The sequence below is a fragment of the Agrobacterium sp. 22-221-1 genome (genome assembly GCF_053522445.1).
The window spans coordinates 72,441-96,411 of sequence record NZ_JBNWCL010000020.1; the positions used below are offsets into that span (position 1 = coordinate 72,441).

The 23,971-nt window shown below is 60.0% G+C and carries 19 protein-coding genes; 7 read left to right on the plus strand and 12 right to left on the minus strand.

Annotation, left to right across the window (positions count from 1 at the left end; all coding sequences use genetic code 11):
* Positions 1 to 50 precede the first annotated feature (50 nt).
* The 4 genes from ACQZ5N_RS22675 to ACQZ5N_RS22690 form a co-directional block, all read right to left on the minus strand.
* Positions 51 to 680 (minus strand): outer membrane protein, encoded by a 630-nt coding sequence (locus ACQZ5N_RS22675; protein ID WP_448734173.1) that lies wholly within the window; start codon positions 678 to 680, stop codon positions 51 to 53.
* A 250-nt stretch (positions 681 to 930) separates the two neighbouring features.
* Positions 931 to 2,328 (minus strand): sensor histidine kinase, encoded by a 1,398-nt coding sequence (locus ACQZ5N_RS22680; RefSeq protein WP_448734174.1) that lies wholly within the window; start codon positions 2,326 to 2,328, stop codon positions 931 to 933.
* Positions 2,329 to 2,363: 35 nt separating this feature from the next.
* A complete protein-coding gene (locus ACQZ5N_RS22685; protein ID WP_059755161.1) occupies positions 2,364 to 3,038 on the minus strand; it encodes a response regulator transcription factor in 675 nt (224 codons plus the stop codon).
* 161 nt (positions 3,039 to 3,199) lie between these two features.
* On the minus strand, positions 3,200 to 3,841 hold the full coding sequence (locus ACQZ5N_RS22690; protein ID WP_448734175.1) for a TetR/AcrR family transcriptional regulator: 642 nt from the start codon (positions 3,839 to 3,841) through the stop codon (positions 3,200 to 3,202).
* 141 nt (positions 3,842 to 3,982) lie between these two features.
* On the opposite strand from ACQZ5N_RS22690, the gene ACQZ5N_RS22695 reads away from it, so the two are divergent.
* Positions 3,983 to 6,019: an oxidoreductase gene (locus ACQZ5N_RS22695; RefSeq protein ID WP_448734176.1), complete on the plus strand. Its 2,037-nt coding sequence runs from the start codon at positions 3,983 to 3,985 to the stop codon at positions 6,017 to 6,019.
* 75 nt (positions 6,020 to 6,094) lie between these two features.
* On the opposite strand, the gene ACQZ5N_RS22700 is transcribed toward ACQZ5N_RS22695, so the two are convergent.
* From ACQZ5N_RS22700 to ACQZ5N_RS22715, 4 genes are all read right to left on the minus strand, one after another.
* Positions 6,095 to 7,156: an ABC transporter ATP-binding protein gene (locus ACQZ5N_RS22700; protein WP_196379591.1), complete on the minus strand. Its 1,062-nt coding sequence runs from the start codon at positions 7,154 to 7,156 to the stop codon at positions 6,095 to 6,097.
* On the minus strand, positions 7,153 to 9,384 hold the full coding sequence (locus tag ACQZ5N_RS22705) for an ABC transporter permease (protein ID WP_448734177.1): 2,232 nt from the start codon (positions 9,382 to 9,384) through the stop codon (positions 7,153 to 7,155). The genes ACQZ5N_RS22700 and ACQZ5N_RS22705 overlap by 4 nt, the downstream gene beginning before the upstream one ends.
* Positions 9,385 to 9,482: 98 nt before the next feature.
* Positions 9,483 to 10,508 carry an ABC transporter substrate-binding protein gene (locus ACQZ5N_RS22710; protein WP_003503939.1) on the minus strand — a complete coding sequence of 342 codons (1,026 nt, stop codon included), beginning with the start codon at positions 10,506 to 10,508 and terminating at the stop codon, positions 9,483 to 9,485.
* A 113-nt stretch (positions 10,509 to 10,621) separates the two neighbouring features.
* On the minus strand, positions 10,622 to 11,620 hold the full coding sequence (locus ACQZ5N_RS22715; RefSeq protein ID WP_448734187.1) for an ABC transporter substrate-binding protein: 999 nt from the start codon (positions 11,618 to 11,620) through the stop codon (positions 10,622 to 10,624).
* Between the two features lie 239 nt (positions 11,621 to 11,859).
* Between ACQZ5N_RS22715 and ACQZ5N_RS22720 the strand changes: the two genes are divergently transcribed.
* Positions 11,860 to 12,600, plus strand: coding sequence for a response regulator transcription factor (locus ACQZ5N_RS22720; RefSeq protein ID WP_448734178.1), 741 nt, complete (start codon positions 11,860 to 11,862; stop codon positions 12,598 to 12,600).
* Positions 12,597 to 14,702 carry a sensor histidine kinase gene (locus tag ACQZ5N_RS22725; protein WP_448734179.1) on the plus strand — a complete coding sequence of 702 codons (2,106 nt, stop codon included), beginning with the start codon at positions 12,597 to 12,599 and terminating at the stop codon, positions 14,700 to 14,702. The genes ACQZ5N_RS22720 and ACQZ5N_RS22725 overlap by 4 nt, the downstream gene beginning before the upstream one ends.
* Here ACQZ5N_RS22725 and ACQZ5N_RS22730 read toward each other — a convergent pair.
* Positions 14,699 to 16,033 carry an aspartate aminotransferase family protein gene (locus ACQZ5N_RS22730; protein ID WP_448734180.1) on the minus strand — a complete coding sequence of 445 codons (1,335 nt, stop codon included), beginning with the start codon at positions 16,031 to 16,033 and terminating at the stop codon, positions 14,699 to 14,701. The genes ACQZ5N_RS22725 and ACQZ5N_RS22730 overlap by 4 nt on opposite strands.
* Positions 16,034 to 16,136: 103 nt before the next feature.
* Here ACQZ5N_RS22730 and ACQZ5N_RS22735 point away from each other — a divergent pair, with 103 nt between their 5' ends.
* Positions 16,137 to 16,985, plus strand: a complete 849-nt coding sequence (locus ACQZ5N_RS22735; RefSeq protein ID WP_448734181.1) for a LysR family transcriptional regulator — start codon at positions 16,137 to 16,139, stop codon at positions 16,983 to 16,985.
* A 138-nt stretch (positions 16,986 to 17,123) separates the two neighbouring features.
* On the opposite strand, the gene ACQZ5N_RS22740 is transcribed toward ACQZ5N_RS22735, so the two are convergent.
* The 3 genes from ACQZ5N_RS22740 to ACQZ5N_RS22750 form a co-directional block, all read right to left on the minus strand.
* A complete protein-coding gene (locus ACQZ5N_RS22740; protein WP_448734182.1) occupies positions 17,124 to 17,825 on the minus strand; it encodes a L,D-transpeptidase in 702 nt (233 codons plus the stop codon).
* An 80-nt stretch (positions 17,826 to 17,905) separates the two neighbouring features.
* Positions 17,906 to 19,264, minus strand: a complete 1,359-nt coding sequence (locus ACQZ5N_RS22745) for an ATP-binding protein (RefSeq protein ID WP_448734183.1) — start codon at positions 19,262 to 19,264, stop codon at positions 17,906 to 17,908.
* The gene (locus tag ACQZ5N_RS22750; protein WP_065656201.1) at positions 19,264 to 19,923 is read right to left on the minus strand and encodes a response regulator; all 660 of its coding nucleotides are present in this window, start codon (positions 19,921 to 19,923) and stop codon (positions 19,264 to 19,266) included. The genes ACQZ5N_RS22745 and ACQZ5N_RS22750 overlap by 1 nt, the downstream gene beginning before the upstream one ends.
* A 116-nt stretch (positions 19,924 to 20,039) precedes the next feature.
* Between ACQZ5N_RS22750 and dsbD the strand changes: the two genes are divergently transcribed.
* The 3 genes from dsbD to dsbG all read left to right on the plus strand — a co-directional run bounded on the left by dsbD (position 20,040) and on the right by dsbG (position 23,425).
* Positions 20,040 to 21,860 (plus strand): protein-disulfide reductase DsbD, encoded by a 1,821-nt coding sequence (gene dsbD, locus ACQZ5N_RS22755; RefSeq protein ID WP_448734184.1) that lies wholly within the window; start codon positions 20,040 to 20,042, stop codon positions 21,858 to 21,860.
* A 62-nt stretch (positions 21,861 to 21,922) separates the two neighbouring features.
* Positions 21,923 to 22,531, plus strand: a complete 609-nt coding sequence (locus ACQZ5N_RS22760) for a DsbA family protein (RefSeq protein ID WP_448734185.1) — start codon at positions 21,923 to 21,925, stop codon at positions 22,529 to 22,531.
* Between the two features lie 63 nt (positions 22,532 to 22,594).
* On the plus strand, positions 22,595 to 23,425 hold the full coding sequence (gene dsbG, locus ACQZ5N_RS22765) for a thiol:disulfide interchange protein DsbG (protein WP_448734186.1): 831 nt from the start codon (positions 22,595 to 22,597) through the stop codon (positions 23,423 to 23,425).
* Positions 23,426 to 23,971: the final 546 nt, after the last annotated feature.

Here is a 23,971-nt window from a genome sequence, read left to right on the forward strand (position 1 = left end):
GGCGGCGTTCTTTTGAGAATTCTCCCTGGAATCTGTCATGGAAGGGCCAATCAGAAGCGATAATTCAGGCCGGCCTTGATGACATGATCGCTGAAATCGGTTTTCGATTTGCCGCTGGCGGTCGTCGTGGCCACATTTCCGGTGCTCACATAATTATATTCGAACTTCGCCGACAGGCCGCCGCCGAAACTCTGTTCGACGCCTGCCCCGACCAGATAGCCCTGTTTCCAGCCATCGGGACCTGTCACGCCGTTTCCGTCCCTGAACTTTGTCGTGGTCAGGCCGGCGGTGCCGTAAACCAGCGTCTGGTCGAGCGCCACGCCGGCTTTCATCTTGGCCGCACCCCGGAAACGCTCCCGCAAACGACCGTTCGGCACACGCGCCTCGTTCCCGAGATAGGAACCTTCGAGTTCCGCACCGACCACGCCCGAACCGAACTGGAAGTTATACCCAGCCTGCACACCCCCCGTCAGGCCGCGGCCGCTGGCCAATGGGTTGAATTTCGGGGAAGCGACGCCACCATGCACACCCACATAGGCCCCACCCCAGGAGAAGGCCGGCGGACTGCCGTAATCGAAGGATTGCTGCGTATTGTAGTTGGTGAGATCAGCGGCATGGGCATTGCCAGCAACCGCGACGGCGATGGCCACGGCGACAAGCGATTTCTTGACGATCGACATGAATGACTCCAGACGAAACCGATGCGCCATCTTCTGGCGCAGCCAAGTTTCAGTTCGCGTTGAAGAACCGGAAACCGGCTCCCGTTAGTCTGCTGCGCCGGCCGACATGACATGCGGATGCGTTCAGCAGATAAGGGGATTTTCCCCGCGAGAATTGCGCCTGCATTGCATGGAACGAATTTTATTAGAAATTATTTATTTATTTAAATAAGTTATGTCTATTTCCTTAACCGAATCGTAAGAAATTTCATTATCGGAGCGCAGTCGCAGCGCCTTTCGAAACTATCGACCGAATTTCGAGCCGGACACAAAAGCCGGGATTGAGGTCGAGAAACAGAACACGGCCGCAATGAAGCTCCGCCGCCTTCTGGACCAGATTTAACCCAAGGCCGGCTCCGGGCGAATTCGTGTTGATGCGGTGAAACGGCTCAAATACCTGCGCACGCTCCGGGACAGGTATGCCCGGCCCTTCATCGCAGACTTCGATGGCCCCCGCCGGATCGACCCGGATCGTAATTGCGCCCTTGCCGCCGGCATGGTCTATCGCGTTGCGCACGAGATTGACGACCGCCATTTCGATAATCGACGTCTGCACCGTAAAGACGACTTCGCCCTCGCCGGGCTCGAAATCGAACTCGTAACCGGCATCCATCGCAATCGGGGCGAGATCGGTCGCGATGCGCTCGACAAGCTTGTTGAGATCGCGCGGCTCCGCCGGCAATTTCACTGCACCCACCGCCTGCATCTCCAGTAGTTGATGCGCAACGCGGGTCAAGCGGTCGATATCGGCCCTGATCTGACGGCTCAGCGCGTCATCGGGCAAGAGGTCGGCTCTGGTGCGTACGATTGCGATCGGCGTCCGCAGCTCATGCGCCGCATCGGCGAGAAAGCGGTTGCGGCGATTATACCCGTCATCGAGCCTCGACAGCGCGACGTTGAAGGCATCCACCAGCGGGATGATTTCAAGGGGAACTTTCGAACGGTCGATACGCTCGGAACGGTTCTCGAAATCGATGGACTGCGCCTGCTTCACGGTTTCCATCAGCCCGCTCAAAGAGCGACCGACCGCCCGCGGGGTCACGAGCAATGTCGCAATGCCCGTCAGGATCAGCATGGGCACGACGGCGATGAGAATGATGAAGCCCAGCGCCGGCAGCACGGTCAGCCAGCGGATGGCGCCCTCGGCATCCTTTTCCAGATCCAGCTGAACATTGATCCAGATGCTAAGCCCGTCATTGGGAATTCCTTCCTCCGTTCCGGCGATGAACTGAAGCCGCCCGGCGGCTGTATCGCGGTTTTCAACGGTGGCGCGGAGCGTTCCGGCCGCCTCCAGACGCGCGCGGTCAAAACTTCGGGGAAATACGGCCGACAGGGCGGGCCCCGGGACAGCGCCATATTGCAATACGATGTCATTGGCGTCGCGCACCACAAACCAGAGATTCGGATAGCGCCGTTTCAACTCCGCCAGTTCCGGCGTCGCCGAAAGTTGCGGCCTGCCCTGTCCGTCCTTCGTCACACTCTCCGCGACGATGCGGGCAGCCTCTTCATTCGCACCTTCGAGCCGTGGATCGATGATCCATATCCAGCCGATGAGAAGGATGACAAAAAGAACGAGCAGGAACGCCTGCAATGCGAAAAGACGCTTCATCAGCCCCCATCGCAGGGATCGATTGCGCTCCTGTCTCATGTCTTCAACCGGATGAGATAACCGATATTCCGCACGGCCCTTATCTCCACTGTGGCGTCAGCCTGCGCCAGCTTCTTCCTGATCCGGGAAATATGCGCATCGAGAGCGTTGGACTCGATCTCGTCATCGAGCGTATAGACCGCCTCGATCAGGTTCGACCGCGTGACGATGCGGTTCGGACGCCGCATCAGCGCCTCCAGCACCAGATATTCCCGACGCCGCAACTCGATGATGGAGCCGGCAATGCTGACTTCATTGCTGCGCGGATCGATGCTCAGATTTCCGAAATGCGCATATTTGTCGGAAAGAGAAGGGCCGCGTCTGTGGAGAGCCCTGAGGCGGGCGAGCAGCTCCTCGATTGCAAAGGGCTTGGCAAGATAATCATCCGCTCCGGCATCGAGCCCGTCGACACGGTGATCGACACTTCCAAGCGCCGTCAGAACAAGGATCGGCACGGAATGCCTGCTCCGGCGAAGCGAAGCCACCAGGTTCAGCCCCTCGCCATCGGGAAGACGGCGATCGAGGACCAGCACGTCGTAAGACCCGTCCCGCGCAAGGGCGTCAGCATCGCTGATGGTGCTGACATGATCGGCAAGCACATCGCGCCGGCGCAGGGCTTCAAGAAGCGCGCGCGCCATTTCGGGTTCATCCTCAAGAAGCAAGATTCGCAATGACTTCCCCCAGAGATGGATTCTTGCCATCCCCACCACTGGTCGAAAAATGTTGCAGCTACATTGCAGGAGGGCGAGCAGACAATTCGTCTTCTACCACCTTACAGCACATAATCCGACGGCATTGCGTGTGTTTTCGCGCTGACGTCACTCCGGAAATGTCACGGTTGCGCCGTTGCAGGCCTGTACCCGTGTCTCGCATAAAACCGGTCAAGCTCACGCCGCTGCGGCATCTCACCGGTATAGATGGCGATATAGTCCGGAATCCTCTGCATCCGCACCGCTACATCTTCCTCGGACTGCATGGAAATGTAGCCGATCTGCACCAGATAGGTGGTCCGCGCACGCACATCCGCCGTGTTTTCATTGTGGCCGAACCGCACGAACATGCGTGCAAGCGCCGCCATTCTCATCTCGTCGGCCTTGCGAACCTCCGCAAGAATCTCATCGGACTGAAGGGCCCAGCTTCGAACGGCGAATTCAAATCTGCTGTCGAAAAGCGCGGGATCCAGCCAGCAATCGAAAACATTCAGCATGGCTTCGGCCAGCGTCTCGGCATAGGCCTCCGACTGCCGGACGATGCTTCCGGTATTTTTTTCCCGCCAGCGGGCGACAAGCGTGGCCAGCAATTCTTCCCGGTCCTTGAAGAACCAGTAGAAGCTCGTGCGCGACAGGTTTAGCTTTTTCGCCAATGGCAGGATTTTGACGGAATCCACGCCCGATTCCAGCAATGCCTGATAGGCGGCCTCAAGCCACCCTTCCTGCGATCCACGCCAGCCGGTGTCGTTCAATGTCGCTTCCATGACGCGTTCGTAGCAAATCGGTCTCTTCGCGACAAGCGGGATGTACACCCGTGTCAAAAGGAAAGACAATTGTATTTTTTAAATTGACACAAGTGTACATTCCCGCTTAGCCTTGGGACAGAAACCCTTTTGGAGCAGGCTATGTCGAGCGATCCCCTTCTTCAGCCCTACCAGCTAAAACACCTCACCCTGCGCAACCGCATCATCGTCACCTCGCATGAACCCGCCTATCCCGAAGATGGCATGCCGAAGGCTCGTTACCGCGCCTACACGGTGGAGCGGGCGAAGGGCGGCGTCGCCCTCACAATGACGGCCGGCTCCGCCGCTGTCTCCAGGGACAGCCCGCCCGTCTTCAACAACCTGCTCGCCTACAAGGATGAAATCGTCCCGTGGATCCGGGAAATGACCGACGCCGTGCATGAACAGGGTGCGGCGATCATGATCCAGCTCACGCATCTCGGCCGCCGCACCCGCTGGGACAAGGGCGACTGGCTGCCGATCCTTGCGCCATCCCATCACCGCGAAGCGGCGCATCGGGCTTTTCCGAAGAAGATCGAGGACTGGGATATCGAGCGTATCATCAAGGACTTCGCCGACGCCGCCGAACGCATGAAGGCGGGCGGAATGGACGGGGTGGAGCTGGAAGCCTATGGCCATCTCATCGACCAGTTCGTCTCGCCGCTGACCAACGAGCTGGATGGCCCCTATGGCGGCCCGCTTGAAAACCGCATGCGTTTCTGTCTCGACGTTTTCAGGGCGATGCGCGAACGCGTGGGCGACGATTTCATTCTCGGCGTTCGCTATACCGCCGACGAATGTCTTGAGGGCGGCACCGGGAAGGCAGAGGGCATCGAAATTGCCAGACGCCTTAAGGACAGCGGCCTGATCGATTATCTCAATGTCATCAGGGGCCATATCGACACCGACCCGGGCCTGACCGACGTTATCCCCATTCAGGGCATGGCCAATGCACCGCATCTCGATTTCGCCGGTGAAATCCGCGCCGCGACCAGTTTTCCGACATTCCACGCCGCCAAGATCCCCGATGTCGCCACCGCCCGCCACGCCATCGCCGCCGGCAAGGTGGACATGGTGGGCATGACCCGCGCCCACATGACCGATCCGCATATCGTGCGCAAGATCATGGAAAAACGCGAGGACGATATTCGCCCCTGCGTGGGCGCCAATTATTGTCTCGACCGCATCTATCAGGGCGGTCTCGCCTTCTGCATTCACAATGCGGCAACGGGCCGTGAGGAAACCATGCCGCACGAGATACCCAAGGCGGCGGAACGCCGGAAGGTGGTGATCGTCGGCGCCGGCCCTGCCGGGCTCGAGGCCGCGCGTGTCTGTGCCGAACGCGGCCATGAGGTCGTCGTGTTCGAGGCCGCCAACAATCCCGGCGGCCAGATCCGGCTGACGGCGCAAAGCGAACGCCGCCGGGAGATGATCAGCGTCATCGACTGGCGCATGAGCCAGTGCGAGAGGCTGGGCGTCACCTTTCACTTCAACAACTGGGCCGAAGCGGACACGGTTCTTTCGGAAAACCCCGACGTCGTCATCATCGCCACCGGCGGACTGCCGCATACCGATGTGCTTTCCAGCGGCAACGATCTCGTCGTCTCGGCATGGGATATCATTTCAGGAGACGTCAAGCCGGGAACGAATGTGCTGGTTTTCGACGATGCCGGCGATCATGCCGGCCTGCAGGCCGCCGAATTCCTCGCAAAAGCCGGAGCGAAAGTGGAGATCATGACGCCTGACCGCGCTTTTGCCCCGGAAGTCATGGCCATGAACCTCGTTCCCTATATGCGCTCGCTGCAGAAACGCGATGTCACCTTCACCGTTACCTACCGGCTGGAAGCGGCGGAAAGAAACGGCAACCAGCTTGTCGCCCATGTCGGCAGCGATTATGGCGGCGTGACGAAATCGAGAACCGTCGACCAGATCGTCGTCAACCATGGCACGGTCCCACTGGATGACCTTTATTTCGAACTCAAGCCCGGTTCGAAGAACCTCGGGGAAATCTCCTACGACGCCCTGCTTGCGGGAGCCGCCCAAGCGGTCGAGCGCAACCCGGAAGGCGCCTACCGGCTCTTCCGGATCGGCGATGCGGTCGCCGCGCGCAATACCCATGCGGCGATCTACGATGCGCTTCGTCTGGCAAAGGATATTTGAGACCCGCCTTCCCGACAGACAGAGGCAGACCAAATCTGCCTCTGTCTCGATGTAATCCTGAGTGCAGGAGCGGCTTCAAGCCTGAATCAAGGCAATGCCCCGGTTCTTGAACCCCAGCGTCACATTGCTCGCCGCCGGCAGGCTGGTCTCCACGGCATGGTCGACAATGAAAAGCGTACCGATATCGGTTTCCACCTCATATTCGACGTGACCGCCGAGATAGGCGCTGTGCAGCACCCGGCCGGCAAGCCCCTGCCCGCCCGGTTGTCCGATGGAAATTGAGCCGGGGCGGACCGCAAGCTCTGCGGGACCCGGCCGGGCGTTGCGTGCCGCGACCCGATGATCGATCCCGCCGACGCGGATCAGCGCATCGGCGCCCTCAACGCCAATGACCTCGCAACCGACAACATTTGCCTCGCCCATGAAATCGGCGATGAAGGCGGAGGCCGGGGCCTCGTAGAGATCGCGTGGCGCACCAGACTGGGCGATTTCGCCGTCCTTCATCACGATGATCCGGTCGGAAACAGCCAGCGCCTCATCCTGATCATGCGTCACGTAAACCGCGGTGAAACCCAGCCGCTGCTGCAATTCGCGGATTTCGGTGCGGACCCGACGGCGAAGGCGGGCATCGAGGTTGGAAAGCGGCTCATCGAGCAACAGCACCTGCGGCTCGAGCACGAGAGCGCGGGCAACCGCGACGCGCTGCTGCTGGCCGCCGGAAAGTTCGGCAGGCAGGCGATGCCCCATGCCGGCAAGGCCGACGAGCTTCAGGCCCTCTTCCGCCTTTTCCCGCGCCTCCGCCTTGCGCAGCCCGGAGGATTGCAGGCCATAGGCGACATTGTCGAGCGCCGTCATATGCGGGAAAAGCGCATAGGACTGGAAGACCATCGAGACATCGCGCTCATTGGCGGGCAGCATGGTCACATCCTTGTCGCCGATGAGGATGCGGCCCGAGGTCGGATGCTCGAGGCCCGCCAGCATGCGCAGCGTCGTCGTCTTGCCGCAGCCGGAGGGACCGAGCAGCGTCACCAGCGTGCCGGGTTCGATGGTGAGCGACAGGTCGGGAATGGCGGTAAAGGCGCCGAAGGTCTTGCGGACATTCTGAAAGGTGACGGAGCCGGGCTTTACGGAAATCATGCGGTTTTCTCCTGAGCGAGAGGAACGGAGGAAGCGGAGGGCAGGCCGGCGACGCGGTTTTCGCGCCGCAGGCGACGCTCGCCGACGATGAGCTGGAAGCCTGTGATGACGGTGATCATCACCACGATCAGCATGGAGGAATAGGCAATCGCCACCCCATATTCACCGTTCTCGACAAGGCCGACGATATAGGAGGTCGCCATGTTGTATTCGGCGCTGACGAGGAAGATGACGGCGCTGATGGAGGTGATGGCGCGCACGAAGGAATAGACCAGTGCGGCCGTGATCGCGGGCCTCAAGAGCGGCAGGATGACCTTGCGGATGGTGCGGAAACTATTGGCCCGCAGCGTCAGCGAGGCCTCATCGAGGCTTTTGTCGAGCTGGCTCATCGCCGCAATGCCGCCGCGCACGCCGACCGGCATGTTGCGGAACACGAAGCAGGCGATCAGGATCAGCGCCGAGCCGGTCATTTCCACCGGCGGCAGGTTGAAGGCCATGATATAGCTGACGCCGATGACCGTGCCGGGAATGGCAAAGCTCATCATCAGCGCGAATTCGAACAGGTTCCGCCCGGCGAATTTCTGCCGCACGATGATGTAGGCGGTCAAAAGACCGACGGCGGCGGTCAGCGGTGCCGAAACCAGTGCGATCTTCATGGTCGTCCAGAACGAGTTCCAGGCCACGCCGGTCCAGGCAATCGAGCCATTGGAGAAGCTGACGGAAAAGGCGCGGACGTAGTGGTCTAGGGTCAGGGAATTGTCGAGACCCCATGTCTTCACGAAACCGCCCACAAGGATCATGCCATAAACAACGATGGTGAAGACCATCCACGGCACCACGACGGCGTGGACGCCGATGGACAGGCCGCGCGGAAGCGCGATATGCGCGCCGCTGTCACCCTTGCCCGTCACCGTCGCAAAATTCTTGCCCGCCAGCCAGAAACGCTGGGCAAGGAAGGCCGAAAGCGTGAAGCACAGCAGGATGATCGCCAGAACTGCGGCGCGCGACGGATCGTTCTGCGAACCGACGACGGCGAAGAAGATTTCCGTCGACAGCACGCCATGGGTGCCGCCAAGCACCAGCGGATTGCCGAAATCCGCCATGCTCTCGATAAAGCCGATGAGAAAAGCATTGGCGAGACCGGGCTTCATCAGCGGCAGTGACACCCGCCAGAAGGTGCGCCAGCGGTCGGCGCGCAGCGTCTGCGACGCTTCTTCCATCGACGGGCTGACGCCTTCGACCACGCCGATCAGCACCAGGAACGAAATGGGCGTGAAGGAAAGAACCTGCGCGATCCAGATGCCGGTCATGCCATAAAGCCAGCGGCCCGGCTCAATGCCGAAGAGATAGGAAAGCCACTCGGTGACGACACCGGCACGGCCGAAAAGCAGCGTCAGGGCAAGGCCGATGACGAAAGGCGGCGTGATGATCGGCAGAACCGTCAGAAGCCGCAGGCCCTTCTTGAAGGGAAAGCGGGTGCGGGTGGCGATCAGCGCGAAGCCGAGACCGAGCACGGTCGAACCGAAGGCCGTCATCAAGGCCAGAAACAGCGTCCGCCAGGCAACGCCGCAACGCTCTTCGCCCGCCACGCAGCCAAGGCTCCAGATGCCGGGATCCTGAATATTGCGGATGAAGCCATCGGCATTAAAGGAGCCATCGAAATCCTGAACGGAGGCGACCAGCATGCTGCCGATCGGATAAAAGACAAAAATCGTGACGAGGAAAACCAGAACGGAAATGGCGCCGACGACGAAGGCGTCGCCTTTCATGACGCCGCGTTCGGCAAGCCCGAAGGCGAAAAGCAGTACGAAGACGAACGACATGACGACGGCACCGGCACCCATGGAGGGCTGGCCATCGGCAAGCATGCCGAAGAGGTTTTCGCTCACCGTCCAGCTCCAGCCGGTAAAGCCGATGGCCAGCCCCTGCAAGGCGAGGAAAACGAGCCCGGCAGCGCCGATGACGGCAAGCAGCCCGCCGCGCCGCATCGGATCACGGATGGACCGGACAAGGCATGCGGCGAGGAAAAAGACAACGACGCCGACGAGCCATGGTTTTCCATAGGACAATATTTGCAGCACACCGGGCGCATTGCTGGCGGACGAGAAAAATCCGGAAAGCCAGCGGAAGCTGAAAAAGCCGCCTTCGATGCGATACCAGGGGAGAAGAATGAGGGCAAAAGCCCCGAGCGCCAGGACGATGTCCAGCCTGCGATTGCCACGTGTCATGGCCGACCTCGCTTGTTTCATGCCGATGAAAGAGTGGCGGACACCCCGGCTTAAAAAGCCGGGATGCCTGTCGCCGGAGTTAAGATCAGCGGTTCAGATCAGTTCGCGACCGCACCGACCTCGCGGTCCCACCGCTCCAGCAGCGCCTTGCGCTTGGCCGGATCGCCATAGGTCTTGAAGTCATAGTCGATGAGCTTGATGTCCTCGAACTTCGGCGCTTCCTTCGGCACTTCCGCCGTCTTGTTGGAGGGCAGCTGGAAGGACTTGGCGTCCTTCATGCGCGACTGCACTTCCGGCTTCAGCGCCCAATCGTACCAGGTCTTGGCATTGTCGAGGTTACGGGCGCCCTTGATGATCGACATGGAGCCGATCTCGTAACCCGTGCCTTCGCAGGGCGCGATGGACTTGACCGGGAAACCTTCTGCCGTCTGCGCCACCGCATCATGCATGAAGACGATGCCGAGCGCCGTCTCGCCACGCGCCGCCGCCTTGACCGGCGCGGAACCGGACTTGGTATATTGCGAGATATTGGCGTTGAGCTTCTTCAGATAGTCGATCGCCTGATCTTCGCCCATGATCTGCACCAGCGACGCGAGCGCCGTATAGGCGGTGCCGGACGAATTCGGATTGGCGATCTGGATTTCGCCCTTCAGTTCCGGCGCCAGCAGATCGGCCCAGCACTTCGGCTCCTTGTAACCCTTGGACTTGAAGATTTCGGTGTTGTAGCCCCAGCCCAGCGCGCCGGCATAAACGCCGACAGTTCTGTAACCGGTGCTTTCCGCCTGCTTCACGGCCCAGTCCTGCAACTGGTCAAGCATCGGCGACTTGTATTCGAGCGTCAGGTTCTCGGACGCCGCCTGCATGTGCGGATCGCCGGTGCCGGCCCACCAGATATCGGTCTTCGGGTTGCGGGCTTCCGCGCGCACCTTGGCATAGGTCTCGCCCGAAGACAGGCGCACCATATTGACCTTGATGTCGTGTGACTTTTCAAAATCGCCCTTCATCTGTTCGCAGATGACGACATCGGCCGAGCAGATCAGGTTGAGTTCGCCCGCCGCCTGCGCGGAAACGGCGCTGAGTGCCGTTCCGGCAAAAAGCAGGGTGGAAAGTATCGTCAGTCGCATGGTTATCCTCCTGTAGCTTGCGTCTGAATTCTTGGGCCGCGCGTAGACACGGCGCTGCCGGTCGCGGCGCCTTGCGGCACGCGCGCTGTCTTTTTGGGATTTTGGTTTTGGCCCTACTGGGTCTGGTTCGGGTGGATTTCGCTGTCGAAGCGGCTCAATAACCGACTTCGCTCTTCCGGCTGTCCGAAGGTGGCGAAGTCGTAATCCACCATCTTGATCATCGATATATCGGGCGCCGTCAGCGGCAATGTCGCCCGGGCATTGGAAGGCACCTGGTTCTGGCCGGCCGCGGCCCCGGTCGCCTGCCCTTCCGGGCTCAGCGCAAATTCCACGAAATCCTGCGCAAGGGCCGCATTGCGATTGCCCTTGACGATGCTGACAGCCCCGATTTCATAACCGGTGCCCTCGCACGGCGCGACGATCACCAGCGGAAAACCTTCGATCTTCTGGGTCACGGCATCATGCATGAAGGAAATCCCGATCATGATCTCCCCCCGCGCCGCCGCCTTGACGGGCGCTGCACCAACCTTGGTATAGCTCACGACGTTCTGGTTGAGCTTCGCCATGAACCCGAAAGCTTCCTCCTCGCCGAAGAGCTGAACGAGAGTGGCCAGCATGGTGAAGGCCGTGCCTGAATAGTTCGGATTGCCGGTCAGGATATGGCCGCGATAGACATCCTTCGCCAGATCCTTCCAGCAGGTCGGCGCCGGCAGATTGTTCTTCGCAAGCAGTTCCGAATTATAGGCAAAACCCAGCGCACCGGCATAAATTCCCGCAGACCGCGATCCCGACATCACCGAGAAATTCTGCGCCCACGGCAGCAAATCCTGCTGGTGGGCGGGCCGGTATTCATCCAGCAATCCTTCAGAACCCGCCTGCAAATGGGTATCGCCAGTACCGCCCCACCAGACATCGACAGTGGGATGGGATCTTTCGGCACGAATCTGGTCGAGAATTTCACCGGTGCTCTTGCGCACCATCGAAATCTCCAGACCGGCCCTGGCTTCGAAAGCCCGCTGCATGGTCAAGCACCAGGCCTCGTCGACGCCGCAAAGGACGTTCAACTTCGGCTCGGCCATGCCATGCCCTGCGCCGCACAGCCATAGGGCCATGCTCGCCGCAAGTGCGGTCAATGCTTTCAATTAAGCCTCCCTGCCCGGAACCTCCCCGTTCCAGTCTCCACCTACAGCATGTCACATCCTGTCCGCACCGCAATCGAAGAATGGTTACCAATCTTTCACCGCACCGCCGAACAAGATTACAGATATTACAATTATGACAGGGGAGATAACCAGCCAGCCTTTGAAGATCGCCGCCGCCATGCCTATGATGATGGCGGGAGGAATATGCAGTGCTTAATCAGAAGGTTCGCATTCTGATCGTTGAGGACGATCCGGATATGGCCGAGCTCATCTCGGACCTCATCGAGGCGGAGGGCTGGCTGCCCACCTGCGCGCGCTCCGCCGAGGAAGCGGATGAGATATTGGCGAAGGACAGGATGGAGCTCGTCCTCGTCGACCACAATCTGCCCGGCACATCCGGGCGCACCTTTGCCCAGCGGCTGCGCAGCCAGATCGACATCGGCATCGTCATGGTCACCGCCGCCGGCAGCGCCGCCGACCGGGTGCTCGGTCTGGAAACCGCCGCCGATGATTATGTGGTCAAACCCTTCGAACCGATCGAACTCACGGCGCGGATCAAGGCCGTCCTGCGACGAACAATCCCGTCGCTGAAACAAGACAAGGACAGCGAGCGTGAGCACGGCCGCACAGCGCTGCGCCTCGGCGACTGGGCGATCGATCTCGATGCCCGTCGCGCCGTCTGCCTTGCTGACCGCAGCCGCACCCTCACCAGCGCCGAATTCGCGCTTCTGGAAATTCTCGCCGAAACACCCAACCAGCCCGTCAGCCGCTCCCAGATTCTCGACAGGCTGGGTTCGGAGAGCGACCGTTATATCGACAGAAATGTCGACGTGCTGGTGTTGCGGCTCAGGCGCAAGATCGAGATCAATCCCGACCTGCCGCGCCATATCAAGACGCGGCGCGGCAAGGGTTATGTGCTCCACACCGACGAGGGCGAGCTTTCCCCGTGATCAGCCGCTCCTTCCTTTCCTCCATCGCCTTTCGCCTGCCCTTTGCGATCGTCTTTACCTGCCTCCTCGTCTTCAGCCTTTCCGCCATCGCCATTTATGGCCTGCAGCGCGCCCGCGATGAAATGGCGGCCTATGGGTTGCAGGCTTTTTCCAGTCTCGCCAAGGCGTCGCTGGTCTCGCGGCAGGTCTCCGATCTCGTCTCCAGCGCACCGTTCCTGATGAACGCCGCCTCGCCCTATCGCGTCTCCAGCGAAAGCCGCTCGGTGGTCCAGCAGGTCGATATTTTGCTTAAAATGACAGGACCGGACAGCGGTGAGCGGATCACCCGTGGCTTTGCCAGCGAACGCATCGTCGAACTCCTTCAGATCATCCGGGAACAAACGCTCGATCTTGCGAAGGATGCCGATGCGGCACAGGGTCACAAGGCGGAAGCCGCAGCGGCGCTGGGTGAAATCGCCACCGGTCAGGGCATCCTCGATCCGGAACTGCGCCGGCGAATGAACGGCATCGTACAGGCCGCATCCGCATCCGACAGCCTCTTCCAGCTTGGCGAACTGCGCCGCCGCTACGTGGCGGAAACGACGGCGCGCCAACAGGGCTATCCCGGCGAGCGCCTGCCCGTGGCCGAGTTGCAGCCCTATGAGCGGGTCTTCGAAGCCCAGAGCCGCTACCTTCTGGAAATGTTCGCGATCCGCGCCTCGGTCTCCCGGCTTCACACCGTCTCGCGGGATCTTTCCCACGTGACCGAAACCCAGGGCGATGCGGTTGCGCGCAGCCTGAACGAAGACCTGATTTCGACTTCCGATGCTCTCAACCGGCTGCTGATCATTGTCGCCGTCGCCTCGCTTCTGGTTCTCATCGTGGCGATCTTCTCGATCCGCTCGGTGATGCGTGTTTCGCGCGGGATCGTGACGCTCTCCAATGGCATGAATGCCCTCGCCAAGGGAGATAAGGATGTCGGCCCGCCCTCCTATACCGGTCCCGAGACGGAGTTGATCCGGCTGCTCGATGCGTTTCGCGCCTTCCATGACAGCGTCGACCGCGTCTCGCGCCTCAGGCGTACGGCCGAAGCGGCAGCCCGCACCATCCGCTCGACCTTCCGCACCATGAACGAGGGAATTGCGCTGTTCGATCCGGCCGGCCGGCCCATCACCATGAACCGCCGCATCATCGAACTCGTCGGACGCTCCGGCTCGTCGCGAAAACTGCCGCTTCGCCGGTTTGTCGAACCGATCCCGGAAATCGACGCAGCTCTGCTGCCCTTCGATGCAGAGGCGGGGGAATTGCTCGACCGCGCAGTCCTGCGCCATCGCACCGACGATCAGCGGGTGATCGAAGTATCGATGTCACGCCAGCCGGATGGCGGCATCGTGCTGCTTGCCCGCGATGTGACCGCTCTCGACCGTCAGGAAGCGGAAGCCGTCAAAGCCCAGAGACTTGATGGCATTATGCGCATGACCCATCAGGTCAGCCATGAGGTGGGCAACATGATCGGCATCATCACCGGCAGTCTAGGACTTCTGGAGCGGGAAGCCGGTTTCAACGATCGCCAGAAGCGACACATCGCCCGCATCCGCAAAGCGGCGGATCGCGGCCGGTCTCTCGCCAGCAGCATGCTCACCATCGGCAGTCAGCAGCCGATTCATCCAAGCGTCATCAATGTCGCAAGCCTGCTGCGCGGCATGGCCGATATTCTGGAAATCGCCGTCGGCCCCAAATGCAGGATCGCGCTCCATATCGACGACGATCTTCCCTCGATACCGCTGGACCCGGCCCTTTTCGAACAATCCATCCTCAATCTCTGCCTGAACGCCGCAGCCGCCATGCCCGATGGCGGCCTGATTTCAATCGAGGCCGCCTCCGGCAAAGATACGCTGGTGATCGCCGTCACCGACGAGGGCATCGGCATGACGCCGGAGGCCGTGGACAAGGCCTTCGAGCCCTATTTCACCACGCGGGGCGACCATGGCGGTGCGGGTCTCGGCCTCGCCATGGTCTACGGTTTCGTGCGCCAGAGCGGCGGCGAAGCGCATATCAGTTCCAGACCCGGTGAAGGCGCAAGGGTTGAACTGACGTTTCCGGCAAATGCCGGTCACACCTAGCGGTCAAGCTGTGCGGATTCGATCGAATCCGCCAGTATCTCCAGCCCAAGGTCGATTTCCGAATCCGATACCGTCAGCGCCGGCGCAATGCGGAAGACGCCGCCCATGCCGGGCAGTTTGACGATATTCATGCTGAGGCCGCGCAACATCGCCTCCTGCATGATGCGCGCACCGAGTTCGAAACCGGGGGCTTTCGTATGCCGGTCGGCGACGACTTCAAGTCCGAGCAAAAGCCCGCGCCCGCGCACGTCTCCAACGCATTCGAACCGCTGCTGCAGCGAGAGCAGCCCCTCCTTCAAACGGTTTCCGCGGGCAATCGCCTGTTCCACCAGACCATCTCGCGCCACCACATCGAGAACCGTCACGCCGACAGCCGCCGGCAGAGGATCGGAAACATGGGTCGTATAGAACAGGAAACCCCTCTCGAACGCCTTTTGCTCGACCTCCGCGCTCGTCATCACCGCCGCAAGCGGCAGGCCGGCGCCGAGCGTCTTCGACAGCGTCATGATATCGGGCGTCACACCATCGCGCTGGAAGGCGAACATATGTCCGGTCCGGCCAACACCGGTCTGGGCTTCATCGAGGATGAGCAGCATGCCGCGCTCCTCGCACTTTTTCTTTAGCGCAGCGAGATAACCGACCGGCAGTTCGAGGATACCGCCGCTCGACAGGATCGGCTCGGCAATGAAAGCGGCAAGATTGCCGGTCGACTGGCGATCGATCAGTTCGAAGGCATCGTCGAGCTCCGCCTGCCAGTCATTCGATCCATCGGGATTCTTGAAGCGCGGACGATAGGCATTCGGCGCTGGAATAACGAGTGAACCGGCCGTGGCCGGGCCATAACCCCTGCGACCGGCGCTATAGGTAGCGGAGGCCGCAGCGCCGGTCATGCCGTGCCAGCTCTGCGCAAAAGCGACGATCTCATGCCCGCCGGTGACGAGCTTCGCCATGCGGATCGCCGCCTCGTTGGATTCAGCCCCGGTGGTCAGCAATTGCACGCGATCGAGACCGGGCGCAAGCGCCGCCAGCCGCGCCGCCAAGTCGACGACCGGGCGCGACAACATGCCGGAAAAGAGATGTGCGACCGATGCCATCTGCCGGTTGACGGTGGTGACGATATCCGGATGGGTATGCCCGAGCAAAGCGCTCATCTGGCCGGAGGTGAAGTCGAGAATGGCGCGCCCATCCGCATCATAAACGAAACTTCCCTCAGCACGTTCGACGATGATCTCCTCGAAGGCCGGTCCGTAGCGGGTCAGATGTTTATTGGCGGCCTCCCAGAAAGCCGGTTCGTCATTGAGCGAGGCGAAGTTCTTCGCAAGCTTGTCCATGGCACATTCCCCAAAAGTTTATCTTGCCCAAACATAACAACCCATTGCCACCTCAGTCCAATTGATAGTATTTTACTCCGATATTGATAATTTTGATATCGCCATGCTTGACCTTACGCTGCTGAAGAACTTTATCATTGTCGCTCGCGCTGGCTCCATCAGCGTCGCCGCCGCGCAGATCGGACGCACCCAATCCGCACTCAGCACCCAGATGCAGCGGCTGGAAGAGCTGGTCGGCCATACCCTGCTGCAGCGAACGGGTTCGGGAGTGCGCGTAACTGCGGCGGGGGAGAGGCTGCTTGCCCATGCCAGCGCCCTGCTTGCCCGGCATGATGAAATCCTTGCCGATATGGGCGAGGCGACGCTGCAGGGAACCGTGAGCCTTGGCTGCCCTGAAGATTATTCCATCGCCTTCCTGCCGGAACTGCTGAGAGGCTTCTTCGGCACCTACCCGAAAGTCGATCTGCGCATGGTCTGCGCGCCCACGACGGAATTGCGTCCGCTCCTGCAGCGCCGCCAGATCGACATGGCGCTGGTTTCGCAATCCGATCCGGATCACCGCGATGTGCTGCGCAGGGAAAGCTTCGTCTGGGTGGCGGACAGGCCGGAGCCGGATCTCATCACCAAGGATGTGCTGCCGCTCGCGCTCTCCGCGCCCGTGACGCTGGATCACCGCGCAGCGTGCGACGCCATGGAAGTCGCCAATCGCCGCTACCGCGTCGCCTTCGCCAGCAACAGCCTTTCCGGCCTCATCGCAATCGCGCGCTCCGGGCACGCCATCAGCGTGCTGACAAGGACAGCCGTTCCAGCCGACCTTCATATCGTCAAAAGCGGGCTACCACCCCTGCCGACGATCGGCATTGCCATCGAATTTGCCGATACGCAGACATCTTCGGCAGCCAGGGCGCTGGGCAATCACATCCGCACCGTTCTTCCCGGTCTCAGCCTCTAGCGTTAGGTTAATCCGGGCTTCGGAGCGACGGGCTGCCGTGGCTACCGGCGGCACGGGTCTCGAGATATTCACGACTTCCGTTTCAATCACGCAGGATACAATCGTCTGAAACTTCGCCGGACTATCAAGCGGCTTCACCTATCCTTGTACAACGATCCGGGCACCGGGCTTTACCCGGTTGTAGAGGTCGATGATATCCTGATTCAAAAGGCGAATGCAGCCGGCCGATACAGCCTTGCCGATTGAGCCTGGATCATTCGTGCCGTGAACGCGATAATATGTGTCCCTGCCATCCTTATGCATATACAGCGCTCGGGCACCCATCGGGTTCGACGGGCCGCCATCGACTCCATCCTTGTTCGGGCCGTAATGCGCGGGGTTCCTTGCGACCATCTCAGGTGTTGGGATCCAGCGAGGCCAGGCAGCTTTTCTCGCAATAATCGCATCGCCACCATCGAAGGCGCGTGCGACAGGGCCGACACCAACGGCATATCGGATCGCCTTATTGCCGGGTTGAATCAGATAAAGGAAACGTGCTCGTTGATCGACGATGATCGTACCGGGCTTTTCGTCCGTGGCATAGCTTACGACCTGTCGCACAAATTCAGGATTCATTTTTCCGGTATTAACGCCGGCAATATGAAAACCGGCATCCGTCTTTTCGCCATACATAAGCATCGGGTCGGTTCCGAGCGGGGCTGCCTCCCGATCTTCGACACGCTCATTGGAAGGGCGCGGCGCAGCGCCGGGAACACGGTCGGTATTGCTTGCGCAAGCGGTGAGGAAGATTGTCAACGCGACGGCCAACGGCCTGCGAGGAGAAACAATTAAACGAATCATGGGAGCCTGCTGGAATTGGTTGGAGCCTATAAAACGTGGCTGAAGCTCCAACCTTAAGGCTGCCTTAAACGGTAGTCCGGTCACTCCTGCGGCAGAATGAGCGTCACGACGAAACCGGAATCAGCCTGACGAAATTCAAGCCCCCCGCCGAGCTTTCGCATCGCCATGTCGACAATCGCCAGGCCAAGGCCGCTGCCCTCGCCATGGGCCGAATGTCCTCGCTTAAACCGCTCCCTGACAGTCGCCTGATCTTCCGGATTTATGCCCTGCCCTTGATCCGTCACGTCGATTTCGACCTTGGGACCGTTCTTCAGTGCACAAATCTCAACGCTTGAGCCTTCCGGCGAATACTGAATCGCATTCTCGATCACGTTGCGCAGGGCCAGACGCAGGAGATTCACGTTTCTCAAGGTCACCATTTCATCCGGTTGCATGCGAAGTTTCACGGAGATGCCACGCCTGCTGCTCTGGGCTTCAAGATCGGAACGAATATCCTCCATTATCGCTGCGAGCCGCACCGTCTCGATCCCGTCGCCGCGATCCGCCGAATCGACGAGCGCCAGGTCGATAAGCTGGCGGACAAGACGCCCGGTCCGGTCAACGCTCGTCGAAATATGCGCCAGCGCCTTGTCTCGAACGTCATCCTCCTTACTCCGCAGCGCCACCTGAGCCTGGGTCTTCAATCCGGCAAGCGGGGTCTTCAACTCGTGGGCGGCATAGGCGATAAACGTCTTCTCACGCTCACGGGCTGCCTCCACCCGCAGGAAGAGGGAGTTCAGCGATCTGAGCAGCGGCTTGATTTCGCTTGGCGTGTCCCTGTTTTCTATGGCGTGCAGTTCATCCGCAGACCTCAACCCCAGTGACATGGCGATCCTGTTGAGCGGTCCCAGCCCTTGTCCAACACTCAGCCAGATCAGCACCGCAAGGATCGGCAAAATGGCAACGGCCGGAACGAGTTGCCCCTTGACCACATCGGCAACCAGCCTGTCGCGTATCTCCAGGCTGTCGCCCACAAGAACACGGGCATTGAGGTTCGGATTCACGACCGCAAAGACACGCCAGCGGACACCATCGACGATGGTTTCGCTAAACCCGTCGCGATTGTCTGTGAGCGATTCACGCGGCGCGCTTTCCGACCGGCTGACGAGTTGCCCCTGAAGCGACCAGATCTGGCAGGAGAGTTGCCGTCGGTAGTCCTCCTGGAGATCGAACGGCGAGGCGGCGTCAGTGGCTTTCGTGTCGTCCACGGCGGCAGCCACATCGATATGGTGATCGGTGAGGAGCGAGCTGACCATACGGGCGGCTTCCATCAGTCGCGCGTCCAGCACCCGCTCGACCTGATGCTGCACGCTGAAATAGGTCCACATGACGGCAAGCAGCCAGAGGGCTCCCGTCGTCGCCAGCAGGATCGCAAAAAGCCGCAACCGGATCGAACGCATCAGGGCATCCCCAATCTGTAGCCAACCCCACGCACCGTTTCGATGGCGGCGCTTCCAAGTTTGGCGCGCAGCTTATGCACATGCACCTCGATCGTATTGCTCTCCACATCCTCCTGCCAGCCGTAGAGACGCTCTTCCAGTGCCTGTTTGGAGTGAATTGCCTGGGGACTTTCCATGAGCGCATGAAGAATCGAGAACTCGCGGCGCGACAGGATTACGGTCGACCCATCCCGAAGAACCTGCATCGAAGCGGGATCCAGCGTCAGCCCTCGCAGACTGATCTGCGCACTCGCCCGCCCGGCGGCGCGGCGCATGATCGCCCGCAGACGGGCGGCAACCTCATCCAGATCGAAAGGTTTGCCAAGATAATCGTCGGCACCCGCATCCAAGCCGTCGATGCGGTCTCCAACCTCATCCTTGGCCGTCAGGAGCAGGACGGGAATCCGGTTTCCACTGCGACGCAAGCCGTTCAGGACATCCAGCCCGGAACCGTCCGGCAGCATTCGATCAAGCACGACCGCATCGAAATTATCCGTCGCCAGCGCCTCTGACGCATCGGCGGCCGTTGTCACGCCGTCCGCGACAAAGCCGCTCAGCTTCAAACCTTCCCGTAACCCGTCGAGCAGGATCGGATCATCTTCGACAATGAGAATTCGCAATCACGCCTCCGCAAGCGGTCCATCCAATTTTGCCATGCGCGCCCCAGCTTAAGCCTGCCTTAAGCTCCCGGCGAGATCAGTCCCGGCATGGAAGAATACATGAAAGGATATGCCGGATGCGCATATTGGCGTTCACATTTGCGATTCTGGCGCTTTTCAGGGTCGTCTCCCCGGCGTCCGCGCTGGAAACACCACTTGCCATGGACCAGGCGTTCAAGGCAACGGTCGAGCGGGGAAACGACGGCCGCGCGATCATTCGCTGGGCGATCAATGACGGCTATTATCTCTACCGTGACTATCTGAGCGCAGAAGACGAGGACGGACGCAAACTGGAAATCCAGTCCCTCCCCGGCGAGATGAAAGAAGACCCCAGTTTCGGCTTTACCGAGATTTACTACAAGACCGCAACGGCATCGATCGCCGAAGCGCCGGCAAAATTCCGCCTTACCTATCAGGGTTGCCAGGACAAGGGGCTCTGCTATCCGCCGACCACCAAAACGGTCGACATGGCAAGCCTGACCGTGGGCGGTGAATATCTGTTTTCCCAAAACAGCTTCGCCAAAGCCGCACAGGCTTCGGCCGGCGTCTCCATGGGGGCCACACAGGAAGGATTTTCGCTGGCGGAGGATAGCGCGCAGACGGCGGTCGATGTGCTGCTGGCGGATGGCGGATTGATCCTGCTTCTTGCCGGATTTCTCGGTTTCGGATTGCTGCTCGCCTTCACGCCATGCGTTTTCCCGATGTATCCGATCGTTGCGGCCATGCTCGCCCGGGAAGGCGAAAAACTGACCGCACGGCGCGGCTTCCTGTTGTCCCTGTCTTATGCGTTTGCGCTTGCATCCGCCTTCGGGCTGATGGGAATGGCCGCCGCATGGTCAGGGCAAAACCTTCAGGTCGCACTGCAATCGACCTATGCCGTAGCCGCGATATCCATCCTGTTCGCCGTCCTCGCGCTCGCAAATTTCGGCCTTTTCCACATTCAGCTTCCCGCCGTAATCTCTGCCCGGTTTGCGAAATCACCGCAGGGCGCGAGCACGATTCCCGGCGCGATGCTGCTCGGCTTCTCTTCGGCATTGCTCATCGGACCTTGCGTCACGGCTCCCCTGGCAGGTGCGCTTCTCTACATTGCCCGCACCGGCGATGTCGTCATCGGTGCCGCCGCACTATTTGCCCTTGGACTGGGCAAGGGAATTCCCCTCGTCATCATGGCGACCGCAAGCGGCAAGGCGCTGCCGAAAGCAGGGCTGTGGATGGAAAAAGTGCGCCAGATTTTCGGCTTCATGTTTCTGGCCACCGCGCTTTGGCTGGCAACGCCGCTCATGCCGGAACGGCTGACATTGCTCGGATGGGCAATACTTGCCCTTTCCTTCGGCGTTTTTGCTTTCGGTGCAGGGGCCGGCAATCCGAAGTCCGGCGTGAGCGTGCTTTCCCGCACGACGGGTCTCGCATCCATCATCTGGGCAATCTTGATCTTCGTCGGTCTCGGCATCGGTGCAACGGATCCACTCTCTCCCCTGAAGCCGCTGAATTACGCCAGCGGCTCCGGATCGCTCGCATCGATAAAGAAAAGCGATTTCCAGAAGATTTCCTCCATCGCAGGCCTGGGAGCCCGGCTCGACAGCTCACCGCCACAGGAAGCGACACTCCTCTATGTGACAGCGGACTGGTGCGTGACCTGCCGCACGATCGAGCGCTCACTTCTGACCGCACCCGATGTGGTTGAAGCGTTGAAGGGAGTGAACCTCGTCAGCCTGGACCTGACAAAACTGGACGCGAATAAACAGGCGTTGCTTTCGACATTGAAGGTGGTCGGTCCGCCCACGATGATTTTTCTCGACAGCAACCGAAAGGAGCCGGAAGCAACACGGCTGATCGGCGAATTCTCGGCCGCAGATCTGGCAGCATCCGCTCGCAGGGCACAGGGATCGCCTCCGTGAACGACGTCGCGATCAATCCTGCCGCATTGCCGGCATCCAATAATCCAACAAGGAGAATTCTGGTGTTTTCACGACGCGATTTCATGGCCGGCGGACTGGCGGCTTTTAGCGGAGCGCTGGTGTCTGCAGGAGACAGCTTCGCACAGCAGGTCAGCACGGACGAGGTGTTCTTCGACAGAGACGCACCCGTGCTTGGAAATCCCAAAGGCAAGGTCACGATTGTCGAATATTTCGATTATCAATGCCCCTACTGCAAGACCTCACATGCCATGGTGAAAAAGGTTGTCGCAAATGACAGCGACATCAGGCTTGTTTTGAAGGACTGGCCGATCTTCGGCGGCGCATCTGTCTTCGCGGCACAGGCGGTGCTGGGGGCCGCCCAGATCGGTAAATATGAAATCGCCATGGAAGCGCTGATGAAAACAAAAGCGCGTATTTCCGAAAACGATGTCGAAAAGGCCCTGACTGGCGCCGGATTGGCGATGAAAGACATCGCCGCAGCGGTGAACAGCAACAACAGGAAAATCTCCGCGCTGCTCGATCGAAACTATCGCCAGGCGCTCGCCTTCAACTTTGTCGGCACGCCGTCCTTCGTCATCGGCAAGACAATCTATCCCGGTGTTCTGGATGAGAAAGGCCTCAAGGCCGCCATTAAACAGGCCCGGTCATAATTCGCAAATCTCCCCCGGGAACAACGCCCCTCCCTTTCATCTCGATTGCCAGGGGAGTTGCCAGTGGGAATCGTTATAAGGAACCCCTCGATGCCCTATAATTATCTTACACGAAATTTCCCGGTCGCTGCCTTTCTGTCGAGCCTGCTGCTTGTCTCCCCTTCCGTGGCGCAGGATGCGGCGAAGAATGGATCGAACGACGGACTTCCGGAAATTCTTCGTTCTATCGAGCTTCAGGGCATTAGAATCCTCGGAGAAATGGATGTTCCGGGAGGGCTGAGAGGATTTGCCGCAAAGGCCGGAGCACAACCGATCGCGATCTATTTGACACCCGACAATAAACACGTTGTCGTCGGCACCCTGGTCGACGCCACGGGACAGGACATGGCTGCGGTGCAAATGAAGAAAATGGTCGAGAAGCCGATTCTGGAAGATGGCTGGAACCGGCTTTCCCAATCAACCTGGGTTCAGGATGGAAAGGCCGATGCACCCCGGATCGTCTACACTTTCACCGACCCCAATTGCCCCTATTGCAACAAATTCTGGCAGGCGGCGCGTCCATGGATCAACAGCGGCAAGGTTCAGTTGCGACACATCATGGTCGGCGTCATCAGACAGGATTCACCTGCAAAGGCGGCCGCCATACTCGAAGCGAGGTCTCCTTCGGAGGCATTGACGGAAAACGAACTGAAGCACAAGGATGGCGGCATCGCCCCCCTGCAGTCCGTAAAGGAACAGACCACGGCCAGCCTCGACCGCAACGCCAATCTCATGACCGAGCTTGGTTTCGGAGGCACGCCCGCAATCATCTTCAAAAAAGCCGATGGCGCCATCGGAACCGTTGCGGGCATGCCGCAAGATTCAGCGCTCGAAATGATTCTGGGTTCGAGATAATTGAGAATTCGAGAAAGAGACGCTCCGGGGAACCGCAAATCAAACGCATCGAATAAGTAAAGTTCAGGGATGACTATTATATAAGCAGCCCCGCCATGTTGCGTGCGGCGGTCATTAATCTTGCCCGCTTAGTGACAACAAAAAACTCCCGGAGCGTTAGCTTCGGGAGTTTTGGATATTTGGTTGCGGGGGCCTGAGCCCACAGAGACTTGCAAATCCAGGTAGTTAACACGCTTGAAGCCAGAAATCATTCTGGCATTCTTTTCACTCGATGAGCAACTTCCTCTGTGAGCCGCGATTCCGTTTTCCACCCCACGGCTCGTTTTTTGGAGACGATCCGAGCAGGATGTCTGCTCCCGTGCATTCACCATATCCTCCGGAACGGCCGAGATGGCGCAAAGCTGCCGTTCAAAAACCCGGCGTGTGCATTTCCGATTCCGGCCCTAAGTGTTGGTTTCCACGCGGAACTGAGCCGGTTTTTCCACCGAGAAGTGAGCCACCTCTGAGTATGGTTTTCTGATCAGGCTTTGGTCAAGGGGTTGGCCT